Source organism: Achromobacter sp. FW305-C-30-7, assembly GCF_058783105.1.
In genome coordinates this window covers 253386-265635 of the sequence record NZ_JBYSYI010000002.1, presented here as the reverse complement: position 1 = coordinate 265635, position 12250 = coordinate 253386, and the positions used below count along the sequence as shown (strand labels likewise).

Genomic DNA, 12250 nt, shown 5'->3' with positions numbered 1-12250 from the left:
GAATTTGCTTGAGTGTTTGCCGTGCAGGTCACGGCAGGCATTCCGCCCAATCCCGATTGGCGCGGTCGTTTCGGCACATGTCCGGGGTACGCATATCCGGGGCGCATGGCGGTAAACACAGGAATCCAGTGAAAATTTCGCAAACCAATGCTGTCTGTTGCTGGCGAGCCGCCGAGGCTGCCGGTCCGGCGGCGGGTGCGCGTGCCGGCGTGCCGGGGTTGCGTGCGTTGGCTGGTTTGCCGTACTCGTGGATTTTTTCCGGCGCCGCAAATGAAAAAGGCCCGGCGCGTGCGCCAGGCCTGAATCAATTTGGTTGCGGGGGCAGGATTTGAACCTACGACCTTCGGGTTATGAGCCCGACGAGCTGCCAGACTGCTCCACCCCGCGTCTGAGAAATGAATAGTAGCCTTATTTTCAACCTAGCGCAAGTTAGCCCTTTTTGAATTTGAATGTCGATGAACGATAGCGAGGCAATACTCGTGTTGGAAACCGCGCTGCTTTGCGCGGCGCAGCCGATGCACCTGTCCGATATGCGCAAGCTGTTCGGGGACGATGAACAATTCGACAACAGCGCGTTGCGCGCGTTGCTGGAAACGCTGCAGGCCAATTGGGCTGACGGCGGCCTGGAATTGGTGCAATTGGCCACCGGGTGGCGCTTTCAGAGCCGCCCGCGCATGCAGCGCTACCTTGAGCGCCTCAATCCGGAAAAACCGCCGAAGTACTCGCGCGCCGTGATGGAAACGCTGGCCATCGTGGCCTGGCGCCAGCCGGTGACGCGGGGCGACATCGAGGATATCCGCGGTGTCACCGTGTCTTCCCAGATCGTGAAAGCGCTCGAGGATCGGGGGTGGATCGAGGTCATCGGCCACCGCGACGCGCCGGGCCGCCCGGCGTTGTTCGGCACCACGCGCCAGTTTCTGGATGATCTGGGTCTGCGTGCCCTGGACGAATTGCCTGCGCTCGAGTCCGCGCAGGCGGCCGCGGCGCTCGCCGGGCTGGATCTGGGCGAAGTGCAGCAGGTGCTGGGTGGGGAAGAGGCTGCGGCCGAAGGCGATGTGCCTGGCGACCGCGAGGAAGCCGCCGGCCAGCAGCCTGAGGGCGTGGCCGAGGTTGCGGCGGATGCCGCGGGCGACGCAGATTCCGCGGGCGAGGATGGCGTCGAAATGGGCGCGCGCTCCGAAGGCGAGGTTGCCGTGGCGGGCGAGGACGGGGAGTCCGAGGTCAGTATTCCGGTTGCGGAATTGTCTGTTTCGGAACAGGATGTACCCATAGCTCCCGTCGATAGCGTAGAATCCGTGCTTTCGCGCACAGAAGAAGGCGCGGATCCCGCTGACGAATCCACCGTCCGGGAGCAAGCCGAAGGCTTGTCCAATACGTCAGCCATGTCCGGTTTTCCCGACGACGCGGCTGACAACGACATTTCCAATATGGCCGCCGATGCCCCAGAAGCCGGTGCTGCAAAGGAAAGCGTCGAGAACGCAAAACACGCGGAACCGACCGACCCGATTGACGAGACCGATACTGCGGCGCCTGACGCCGCCGGGCATGAGCCCGCTTCCGGTCTTGCCGATCCTGTTCGGCCTGGCCCGGATGCCGCCTCCCCGGAATCGGACGAGGCAGGCTTTGAGCGGCCCGAGGCTGATCGAGAGCCGGCGTCCCCAGATGATGACGAGCCTGCCGCAGGCAGGCCTACCCAAGTTTGAAATTCGGAGCTGTCCCAGTGACAACGAATACAGCAATGCAGGACGACAATCCCCGTTCGGATGATGCCGCTTCCAACGGCCAGCCGGAATCCGCCGCGCGCGAGCCGGCAGCAGAAGGCGAGGCGGGCGCCCGCGGCCGAGGCCGCAAGCTGAGAACGCCGTTCCGCCGCCGCCGCGGCGATGCCGCCGCCGAGCAGGCGCCGGCGGGCGAGGCTCAGCCGGCAGCCGCTGCCGCTACCGCAGTCCAGGCCGAGCCGCAGGAGTCGCGCGGCACGGAGCAGGAGGCCGAGCAGGCGTTGTCGTACCTGGAAACTGCTGACCGCATGGAGCAGCGCCTGGGCAAGTACCTGAACAGCGATTCGGTCATGCCCAAGCTGCACAAGGTGCTGGCTGACGCCGGCATCGGTTCGCGCCGCGAAATGGAAGAACTGATCGTCGCGGGCCGGGTGTCGGTCAACGGCGAGCCCGCCCATATCGGCCAGCGCGTGGCGCCCAACGATCAAGTGCGCGTCAATGGCAAGCCCATCATGCGCGTGAATACGAAGAAGCCGCCGCGCGTGATCCTGTATCACAAGCCCGCCGGCGAAATCGTCAGCCACGACGATCCGGGCGGCCGCGCCAGCGTCTTTGCCCGCCTGCCCAAGCTGCGCACGGGCAAATGGCTGTCGGTGGGGCGTCTGGACCTGAACACAGAGGGTCTGCTGATCTTCACGACGTCCGGCGACATGGCCAACCGCATCATGCACCCGCGCTACGGCACGGAACGCGAATACGCGGTCCGCGTGCTGGGTGAGATGGACGAGGCCCAGCGCCAGTCGCTGGTCGATGGCATCGAGTTGGAAGACGGGCTGGCCGCGTTCGGTGCGCTGGACTACCTGGGTGGCGACGGCAGTAACCGCTGGTATCGGGTCACCCTGCAGGAAGGCCGCAATCGCGAAGTCCGCCGCATGTTCGAGGCCGTGGGCGTCACGGTCAGCCGGCTGATCCGCACCCGTTTCGGTGACGTGGTCCTGCCGCGCACGCTGCGCCGCGGCCGCTGGGAGGAGCTGGATGCCTCCCTGGTCACGGCGTTGATGGTCCAGCTGGGCCTGGTGCGCGATGACGACGAAGCCGGCGGCAACCGCCGCCGCTCCAAGCAGCCGCAATCGCATGACAGCGCGCTGCCCCCGGGCTTTGGCACCATGGACCGCAACGGCTTGAACGGTGCCCGCATCGGTCGCCGCGGCAAGCTGCAGGGCGGCCGCTTGGGCAGCGCCGGCCAGGCGGCCGCGTGTCCGTCGGATCCCTTTGGTACGGGTTTGATGATTGCCGGTGGTTATGCCAATGGCCATCCCCTGTCGGGAGAAGGCGCTGGCGGCAACCGCAAGGGCGGCAAGCCTGGCGGCGGCCGTTCCGCGGCCGCAGGCGGCAAGCCGGGTGGCAAGCAGGGCGGCAGGCCCGCCGGCAATGCTGGCAAATCTGGCGGCAAGCCGCGAGGTCCGCGCGCAGCCGCGGCTGGCGGGCAGCCTGGCAATGCGGCGTCGGCCGATGCTGGTTTCGGCAATGCCGCCGAGGCGCCGGCTGGCGGCGCGCGCAGGCCGGCGGGCGGCAAGCCCGCGGGCGCGCGCGGCAACGGCGGTCGGGGCGGCAAGCCGGCGGCAGCCGGCGGCGGTCGTGGCGGCAACAAGGCAACGGGTTCCGCAGGCAACAAGGCGGGCGGCGCCGCTGGAAACAAGGGGCCGGGCGCTGGCGGCAAGCCGCGCGCTCCGCGTAATGCCTCCTCTGCTCCCCGTGGCGATGACTGGCAGCCGCGCGGCGCGTCGGCGCATGAATCCCGCCTGGGCGTGATGGGCGGGCGCGGCCGGCAGGGTCGCTGATCGCTGTCGGGCGGCGCGCTGGCCGCGCCGCCGGGCGGGATATGTCCCGCATAGTCGTAAGCCCGTGACGAATCAGGCGTTTTTCCAGTTTATCTGGTAAAATCAATGGTTTTCATGGCTTCGTGTCGTTGCCTTTTGCGTGCCGTAAGGCAGCAATGCCTCTGTAAACCCGCGCTAACCCATTGCCAACGCATCGCAAATGCATGGCAAGTTCGTGGCAAAAGCGTAGCGAATGCAGCGGTGGCGGCAGCAGCCAGGCAGTAGTTGGCATCGGACTTTGCGCCAGGTGCCGCCTGATCCGAATTGCGGGTTGGGGCGGCGGGTCAGGACTGACCAGGGCGGCGCAAGCCAAATTTAGGTCGCAATATAGGGCACTGCCCAGCATTGCTCCTTACGTGCAGTAGGGTGGCGGCTGGGCTCTGTGCAATACGGTGGGCTGGGCGTGCAGCCCATTTTTTTTGAGTATATGGCTGATTTATTCGCATTGACCAAAGAGGCTCTGGCCGGCATGGACGTCGAACTCGTGGACGTCGAGCGTGCCGCCCTGGGCCTTTTGCGCGTCACGATCGATCGGGTCGGCGGTGTGCGCATCGAAGACTGTGAGCAGGTGTCCCGCCAATTGTCGCGGGTGTTTGAAGTCGAGAACGTCGACTACAAGCGGATGGAAGTCGGTTCGCCGGGCGTAGACCGCCCGCTGCGCAACGAGGCTGAATTCCGCCGTTTCGCAGGCGAGCGCATCGAAATCAAGCTGCGCGAGGCATTGGACGGCCGCAAGGTCTTTGCCGGCATCTTGACGATGCCCGAAGACGACGCCGCAGCCTCCGACGCGGCTGCTGGAATGCAAAAGACCGTGTTCGGTCTCGAATTTGAGGCAAAAAAGAACGAAATCCAGGTGTTGAATTTCACGGTCGACGATATCGAACGTGCAAAACTGGATCCCGTTCTGGATTTCAAGGGCAAAAAGCGATGAGTCGCGAAATTCTTCTGTTGGTCGATGCCTTGGCGCGTGAAAAGAACGTCACGCGCGACGTCGTGTTCGGAGCGCTGGAAAGCGCGCTGGCCTCGGCGATGAAAAAGCGCTTCAAGGATGATGCGGACATCCGTGTCGCCATCGATAGGGACACGGGCGATCACGAAGGCTTCCGCCGCTGGCTGGTCGTGCCTGACGAAGCTGGCCTGCAAGAACCCGACAAGCAGGAAATGCTGTCGGATGCGCAGGAAATCGTTCCCGGCATCCAGGAAGGCGAGTACATCGAAGAGCCGCTCGAACCCATCGAGTTCGGCCGCATCGGCGCGCAGGCCGCCAAGCAGGCCATTCTGCAGAAGATCCGCGACGCCGAGCGCGAACAGGTGCTGAACGACTTCCTGGACCGTGGCGAATCCATCGTGTCCGGCACGATCAAGCGCATGGACAAGGGCGACGCCATCGTCGAAACCGGCAAGATCGAAGCGCGCCTGCCGCGCTCCGAAATGATCCCGAAGGAAAACCTCCGGGTGGCCGACCGGGTTCGCGCTTTTGTGTTGCGCGTAGACCACGCCGCGCGCGGCCAGCAGGTGATCCTGTCGCGCACTGCGCCGGATTTCATCCGCCAGCTGTTCGAGAACGAAGTTCCCGAAATCGAGCAGGGCCTGCTTGAGATCAAGGCTGCGGCCCGCGACGCCGGCGTGCGTGCGAAGATCGCCGTGGTGGCATACGATAAGCGCATCGACCCGATCGGCACCTGCGTGGGCATGCGCGGTTCGCGTGTTACCGCCGTGCGCAACGAACTGGGCGGCGAACAGGTCGATATCGTGCTGTGGTCGGAAGACCCCGCGCAGTTTGTGATCGGCGCCCTGGCGCCGGCCAACGTCGAATCCATCGTCGTCGACGAAGACAAGCACGCGATGGACGTCGTGGTGGACGAGGAAAACCTGCCCAAGGCCATCGGCGCCAAGGGTCAGAACGTCCGCCTGGCTTCCGAGCTGACCGGCTGGCAGATCAACATCATGACGCCGGAAGAAAGCCTGAACCGCCAGGAAGTCGAGCGTTCGGGCCTGCGCGCCACGTTCATGAGCAAGCTGGACGTCGACGAGGAAGTCGCTGACATCCTGATCGACGAAGGTTTTACCGGTATCGAGGAAATCGCCTACGTGCCCATGCAGGAACTGCTGGAAATCGAGGCCTTTGACGAAGACACCATTAATGAGTTGCGCGCCCGCGCCCGCAATGCGCTGCTGACCGAGGCAATCGCCCAGGAAGAGCGCCTTGAGACCGCGCAGGACTTGCTTGAACTCGAAGGCATGACGCCCGAACTGGCTGCCAAGCTGGCCGAGCGCCAAGTGCATACGCGTGATGATCTGGCCGAATTGGCGACGGACGAACTGGCGGAAATCGCCGGTTTGACCGAACAGGAAGCCAGCGATCTCATCATGCGTGCCCGCGCCCATTGGTTCGACGAAGAATAACCAAAAGGACACGGGTCCGCGGCGGACGGAGTTTCCGCCGCCGCGAGTTCACGTTGTTTGTAATAGCTGCATATAGGGAAGAGAGAGCCTAATGTCGAGTAATACCGTCGCGCAGTTCGCTACCGAGCTGAAAATGCCTGCCAATGTGCTGCTGGATCAGCTGCGCTCGGCCGGCGTTGACCTCAAATCGGTCGACGATTCCGTCACCGACAGCGACAAGGCGAAATTGCTCGAATCGCTGCGTCGCGCCCACGGCGCGACCGAAGGCAAGAAGATCACCCTGACGCGCCGCCAGACGTCCGAAATCCGCCAGGCGGATGCCACCGGCCGTTCGCGCACGATCCAGGTCGAAGTGCGCAAGAAGCGCGTGTTCGTCAAGCGTGATCCCTCCGAAATCGCCCTGGAACAGGCCGCGTCCGCGCGTGCCGAAGATGACGCAGCCGTTGATGAAGCGCCGCAGGTGTCGGCGCCCGTCGTCCCCGAGGCTCCTGTCGCGGCCGCCCCTCTCGAGGCCGCTCCCGCTCAGGTGGAGGCTGCTGCCCCCGTCCAGGCGGAAGAGCCCGTTGCTGCAGAAGCGCCCGCGCCGGTTGAAGCGCCCGCGCCCGTTGAATCCGTCGCGGCCGAAGCGCCCGCTCCCGTCGAGGCGAAAGCCGCCGAAGTCCAGGCCCAGCCTGAACCCGAACCGACGCCGGCGCCTGCTCCTGCCGAGCCCGTGGCCGAACAGGCCAAGCCCGAAGTCAAGACTGAATCCACCGAGCCCAAGGCTGAAGAAGCCAAGCCGGAACCCGTTGTGCTAGCCAATAAGTCCGAACCATCTATCTCCCAGGCCGCCGCGCCTGTCGCCCAGGCTCAGCCTGCTGCGAAGTCCGAACCCGTCAAAACCGCCGCGAAGCCCGAGCCCGCCGCGCCCGCCGTCAAGGTAGGCAACCGCGCGGACAACCGCCGCGCCGGCCCGCCGCTGGCCGCTTCCGCCGCGCCGGCAGCCCGCGATGAGGCCCGCCGCAAGGCCGAGGCCGAAGCCGCCGCGCTGCGCGAGATGCTGAATCGTCCGCGCAAGGTGCTGCGCGCTCCCGAACCGGAAGCGCCCGCCGCCGCGGCGCCGATCTCGGGCACGCTGCACAAGCCGGCCGGCAAGCCGGGCGCCGCTCCTGGCGCCAAGAAGGACGCCAAGCCCGCCGCTCCCGGCGCGAAGAAGACCATCAAGACCGCCGAAGTCGCGTCGACCTGGTCCGATGACGCCTCGCGCAAGAAGCCCGCGGACAAGCCGGCAGCCCCGGCCAGCCGCGACGGCTGGCGCGCGGGCGGCAAGGGCGGTGGCAAGGGCGGCCGAGGCGGCCGCAACCAGCAGAACGATCGCCGCAACGAGCCGGTGCCGCAGGAATTCATCGCGCGTGAAGTCCACGTGCCGGAAACCATCAGCGTGGCCGACCTGGCCCACAAGATGTCCGTCAAGGCCGCCGAAGTCATCAAGCAACTGATGAAGCTGGGCCAGATGGTCACCATCAACCAGGTGCTGGACCAGGAAACGGCCATGATCGTGGTCGAGGAACTGGGCCACGTGGCGATCGCCGCCAAGCTGGACGATCCGGAAGCCTTCCTGGACGAAACCGCCACCGTGTCGGAAGCCGAACAGATGTCGCGCGCTCCGGTCGTGACCGTCATGGGCCACGTCGACCACGGCAAGACCTCGCTGCTGGATTACATCCGCCGCGCCAAGGTCGCCGCGGGCGAAGCTGGCGGCATTACGCAGCATATCGGCGCCTACCACGTTCAGACCGAGCGCGGCATGGTCACCTTCCTCGACACCCCGGGCCACGAGGCGTTCACCGCCATGCGTGCCCGCGGTGCCAAGGCCACCGACATCGTCATCCTGGTCTGCGCGGCCGACGACGGCGTGATGCCGCAGACCCGCGAAGCCATCCACCACGCGAAGGCCGCAGGCGTTCCCATGGTCGTGGCCATGACCAAGATCGACAAGCCCTCCGCCAACCCCGACCGCGTCAAGCAGGAACTGGTTGCCGAGGAAGTGGTGCCGGAAGAATACGGCGGCGACGTGCCGTTCGTGTCCGTGTCGGCCAAGACCGGCGAAGGCATCGACGATCTGCTCGAAAACCTGCTGCTGCAGGCCGAAGTGCTGGAACTGAAGGCGCCGGTCGACGCGCCCGCCAAGGGTCTGGTGATCGAAGCCCGTCTCGACAAGGGCCGCGGCCCGGTCGCGACGATCCTGGTGCAGAGCGGCACGCTCAAGCGCGGCGACGTGGTGCTGGCCGGCGCAAGCTTCGGCCGCGTGCGCGCCATGCTGGACGAAAACGGCAAGCCGATCCAGGAAGCCGGTCCGTCCATCCCCGTGGAAATCCAGGGCCTGACCGAAGTGCCGGCTGCCGGCGACGAGCTGATGGTGCTGTCCGATGAGCGCAAGGCGCGCGAAATCGCGCTGTTCCGCCAGGGCAAGTTCCGCGACGTCAAGCTGGCCCGCCAGCAGGCCGCCAAGCTCGAATCCATGTTCGACAACCTGGGCGAGGGCACGCAGACCCTGGCCCTGATCGTGAAGACCGACGTCCAGGGTTCGCAGGAAGCGCTGGTGCAGTCCCTGACCAAGCTGTCGACCGACGAAGTGCGCGTGCAGGTCGTGCACGCTGCCGTCGGCGGCATCTCGGAAAGCGACATCAACCTGGCCATCGCCTCGAACGCCGTCGTCATCGGCTTCAACGTTCGCGCCGAAGCCAGCGCCAAGAAGCTGGCCGAGAACAACGGCATCGACGTGCGCTACTACAACATCATCTACGACGCCGTGGATGAGGTGAAGGCAGCCATGTCGGGCATGTTGGCGCCCGAGAAGAAGGAAGAAGTCATCGGCTTGGTCGAGATCCGCGAGGTCTACAGCATCTCCCGCATCGGCAATATCGCCGGTTGCATGGTGCTGGACGGTCTGGTGCGTCGCGATTCGCAAGTCCGCCTGCTGCGCAACAACGTGGTTCACTGGACCGGCCAGCTCGATTCGCTGCGCCGCTTCAAGGACGACGTCAAGGAAGTCAAGTCTGGCTTCGACTGCGGTCTTACGCTGCGCGGCAACAACGACATCCAGGTGGGCGACCAGCTGGAAGTCTTTGAAATCAAGGAAATCGCGCGTACGCTGTAAGGCGTCCGCGAGGCATTTTTTCTAATGAGCCGTCACAAGTCCAAAGCCATCCCCGGCCGCAATCTGCGGCTGGCCGACCAGATCCAGAAGGATCTGGCCGGGATCATCCAGCGCGAGATCGACACGACCCGCGCTGGACTGATCACGCTCTCCGGTGTGGAACTGTCGACCGACTACGCGCACGCAAAGGTGTATTTCACGGTTCTGGGCGCCGAGCCCGAAGCCGCGACCGCCTTGCTGAACGAGAAAGCCGGTTGGCTGCATTCCCAGCTGTACAAGCTGCTGCACATCCACACTGTCCCCACTTTGCGCTTCTTCCACGACGAGCAGATCGCCCGTGGCATCGAGATGTCGATTCTGATCGACCGCGCAAACCGGCCCGGCCCGCACTCGGGCGTGCCCGACGAACCTGAAGACCAGTCCTGATCGGGCTGTCGTCACTGCTTTAAACCGGATTCCGACGATGGCTAAACGACGCGGGCTTACGCTCGACGGTGTGCTGTTGCTCGACAAACCCGTAGGTTTGTCGAGCAACCACGCCCTGCAACGCGCCAAACGTGCCATGGACGCGGCGAAAGCCGGCCACACGGGCACGCTGGATCCCTTCGCCACCGGCTTGCTGGTGTGCTGCATGGGCCGCGCAACCAAGATTTCCGGTGCGATGCTCAGCGCCGACAAGGCATATCGCGCTACGCTGCAATTTGGCTCCGAAACCGACTCGGGCGACCTGACCGGCAATGTGGTGTCCACCGCCGAGCCCGGGTTTACGGTGGATGAGCAGTCGCTGCGCGACGCGCTGTCACGATTCTCGGGCACGATCGAGCAGATTCCGCCCATGTATTCCGCGCTCAAGCGCGATGGCAAGCCGTTGTACGAGTACGCGCGCGCCGGCATCGAGCTGGAACGGCCGCCGCGCCAGATCACGATACACCGCATCGAACTGCTGTCCCTGAACGGGACCGAGGCAGAGATCGATGTGGCATGCAGTAAAGGCACATACATCCGGACACTGGCCCAGGACATCGGGCGCGTGCTGGGCTGTTACGCCCACCTGACGGCGCTGCGGCGCACGCACGTCGGGCCTTTTTCCCTGGAACGCGCCGTTGCGCTGGAAGCCTTGCAGGCCATGCCAGATCCCAAGCAGGCATTGCTTGCACTGAACGAATTGCCGGAGGGCTTGCTGCCCTCCACCCTGACCTTAAAGGACTCGCTATGACTCGCGCCTTGCGCAACGTCGCCATCATCGCCCACGTGGACCACGGTAAAACCACCCTGGTCGACCAGCTGCTGCGCCAATCCGGCACCTTCCGCGAAAACCAGGCGCTGACCGAACGGGTCATGGACTCGAACGACCTGGAAAAAGAACGCGGCATTACGATTCTGGCCAAGAACTGTGCCGTCGAATACGAAGGCACGCACATCAACATCATCGACACCCCGGGACACGCGGACTTCGGCGGCGAAGTCGAGCGCGTGCTGTCCATGGTCGACGGCGTGCTGCTGCTGGTGGACGCGGTTGAAGGCCCCATGCCCCAGACCATCTTCGTGACCCGCAAGGCGCTGGCCCTGGGCCTGAAGCCCATCGTCGTGGTCAACAAGGTCGACCGTCCGGGCGCCCGCACCGATTTCGTCATCAACGCCACGTTCGACCTGTTCGACAAGCTGGGCGCCACCGACGAGCAGCTGGACTTCCCGGTGATCTACGCCTCGGGCCTGTCGGGCTACGCCGGCCTGACCGCCGACGTGCGCGAAGGCAATATGCGTCCGCTGTTCGAAGCCATCCTCGAACACGTGCCGCAGCGTGAAGACGATCCCAATGGTCCGCTGCAAATGCAGATCATCTCGCTGGACTACAACAGCTACGTCGGCAAGATCGGCGTGGGCCGCATCAACCGCGGCCGCATGCGTCCCGGCATGGAAGTGGCCTACAAGTTCGGCCCCGAAGGCCAGGGCGGCCGCGGCCGCATCAACCAGGTGCTGAAGTTCCACGGCCTGGAGCGCATCGTCGTGGACGAAGCCGAAGCCGGCGACATCGTGCTGATCAACGGCATCGAAGAACTGGGCATTGGTTGCACGGTGACCGACACCGCCACGCAAGACGCGCTGCCGATGCTGCGCATCGACGAACCCACCCTGACCATGAACTTCATGGTCAACACCTCGCCGCTGGCCGGCCGTGAAGGCAAGTTCGTGACCAGCCGCCAGCTGCGCGACCGCCTGGACCGCGAGCTGAAGTCCAACGTGGCGCTGCGCGTGCGCGACACGGGCGACGACACGGTGTTCGAAGTGTCGGGCCGCGGTGAACTGCACCTGACCATCCTGCTGGAAACGATGCGCCGCGAAGGCTACGAGCTGGCCGTGTCGCGTCCGCGCGTGGTGTTCAAGGACATCGACGGCGTGAAGTGCGAACCCTTTGAATCGCTGACCGTCGACGTCGAAGACGCCCACCAGGGCGGCGTGATGGAAGAGCTGGGCCGCCGCAAGGGCGATCTGCAGGACATGCAGCCGGACGGCCGCGGCCGCACCCGCCTGGAATACCTGATCCCGGCCCGTGGCCTGATCGGCTTCCAGAACGAATTCCTGACGCTGACGCGCGGCACCGGCCTGATGAGCCACATCTTCCACGAATACGCGCCCATCAAGGAAGGCTCGATCGGCGAGCGCCGCAACGGCGTGCTGATCAGCCAGGACCAAGGCGACGCCGTGGCCTACGCGCTGTGGAAGCTGCAGGATCGCGGCCGCATGTTCGTGAGCCCGGGCGATGCGCTGTACGAAGGCATGATCATCGGCATCCACAGCCGTGACAACGACCTGGTCGTGAACCCCATCAAGGGTAAGCAGCTGACCAACGTGCGTGCTTCGGGCACCGACGAAGCCGTGCGCCTGGTTCCGCCGATCCAGATGTCGCTGGAATACGCCGTGGAATTCATCGACGACGACGAACTCGTGGAAATCACGCCGAAGTCGATCCGTCTGCGCAAGCGCTTCCTGCTGGAAAACGAGCGCAAGCGCGCCGCGCGCGAATCCGCCGTCTAAAGGACTTGCGCGGAGCGCGGCTTCGCATCGGTCTGGAAAAAACGCAGCCCTTGGGCTGCGTTTTTTTTTGC

General features: G+C 65.0%; 8 protein-coding genes and 1 tRNA gene. 8 read left to right on the top strand and 1 reads right to left on the bottom strand.

Translation table 11 applies throughout. From position 1 onward, the window contains the following. Positions 1-310: 310 nt before the first annotated feature. Positions 311-387, bottom strand: a tRNA-Met gene (locus tag AC3WOB_RS08210). 62 nt (positions 388-449) lie between these two features. Here AC3WOB_RS08210 and scpB point away from each other — a divergent pair. From scpB to typA, 8 genes are all read left to right on the top strand, one after another. Further along, positions 450-1703 carry an SMC-Scp complex subunit ScpB gene (scpB, locus tag AC3WOB_RS08205; protein WP_492274719.1) on the top strand — a complete coding sequence of 418 codons (1254 nt, stop codon included), beginning with the start codon at positions 450-452 and terminating at the stop codon, positions 1701-1703. 35 nt (positions 1704-1738) lie between these two features. Beyond that, a complete protein-coding gene (rluB, locus tag AC3WOB_RS08200; RefSeq protein WP_492274718.1) occupies positions 1739-3559 on the top strand; it encodes a 23S rRNA pseudouridine(2605) synthase RluB in 1821 nt (606 codons plus the stop codon). 466 nt (positions 3560-4025) lie between these two features. Next, the gene (rimP, locus tag AC3WOB_RS08195; protein WP_041652908.1) at positions 4026-4529 is read left to right on the top strand and encodes a ribosome maturation factor RimP; all 504 of its coding nucleotides are present in this window, start codon (positions 4026-4028) and stop codon (positions 4527-4529) included. Continuing rightward, a complete protein-coding gene (gene nusA / locus AC3WOB_RS08190; protein WP_013392462.1) occupies positions 4526-6004 on the top strand; it encodes a transcription termination factor NusA in 1479 nt (492 codons plus the stop codon). The genes rimP and nusA overlap by 4 nt, the downstream gene beginning before the upstream one ends. A 91-nt stretch (positions 6005-6095) precedes the next feature. Then, on the top strand, positions 6096-9143 hold the full coding sequence (gene infB / locus AC3WOB_RS08185; RefSeq protein ID WP_492274717.1) for a translation initiation factor IF-2: 3048 nt from the start codon (positions 6096-6098) through the stop codon (positions 9141-9143). A 24-nt stretch (positions 9144-9167) separates the two neighbouring features. Beyond that, positions 9168-9569 (top strand): 30S ribosome-binding factor RbfA, encoded by a 402-nt coding sequence (gene rbfA / locus AC3WOB_RS08180; RefSeq protein ID WP_006388333.1) that lies wholly within the window; start codon positions 9168-9170, stop codon positions 9567-9569. A gap of 37 nt (positions 9570-9606) precedes the next feature. Next, entirely contained in the window at positions 9607-10359 is a 753-nt protein-coding gene (gene truB, locus AC3WOB_RS08175; RefSeq protein ID WP_492274716.1) for a tRNA pseudouridine(55) synthase TruB, read from the top strand. Further along, a complete protein-coding gene (gene typA, locus AC3WOB_RS08170; protein WP_013392465.1) occupies positions 10356-12179 on the top strand; it encodes a translational GTPase TypA in 1824 nt (607 codons plus the stop codon). Before truB ends, typA begins: the two co-directional genes overlap by 4 nt. The last annotated feature ends 71 nt before the right edge of the window (positions 12180-12250 follow it).

Excerpts from the sequence above, each read along its gene's own strand:
- scpB (WP_492274719.1), top strand. The coding sequence starts at position 450 with ATGTCGATGAACGATAGCGAGGCAATACTCGTGTTGGAAACCGCGCTG.
- rluB (WP_492274718.1), top strand. The coding sequence starts at position 1,739 with ATGCAGGACGACAATCCCCGTTCGGATGATGCCGCTTCCAACGGCCAG.
- rimP (WP_041652908.1), top strand. The coding sequence starts at position 4,026 with ATGGCTGATTTATTCGCATTGACCAAAGAGGCTCTGGCCGGCATGGAC.
- nusA (WP_013392462.1), top strand. The coding sequence starts at position 4,526 with ATGAGTCGCGAAATTCTTCTGTTGGTCGATGCCTTGGCGCGTGAAAAG.
- infB (WP_492274717.1), top strand. The coding sequence starts at position 6,096 with ATGTCGAGTAATACCGTCGCGCAGTTCGCTACCGAGCTGAAAATGCCT.
- rbfA (WP_006388333.1), top strand. The coding sequence starts at position 9,168 with ATGAGCCGTCACAAGTCCAAAGCCATCCCCGGCCGCAATCTGCGGCTG.
- truB (WP_492274716.1), top strand. The coding sequence starts at position 9,607 with ATGGCTAAACGACGCGGGCTTACGCTCGACGGTGTGCTGTTGCTCGAC.
- typA (WP_013392465.1), top strand. The coding sequence starts at position 10,356 with ATGACTCGCGCCTTGCGCAACGTCGCCATCATCGCCCACGTGGACCAC.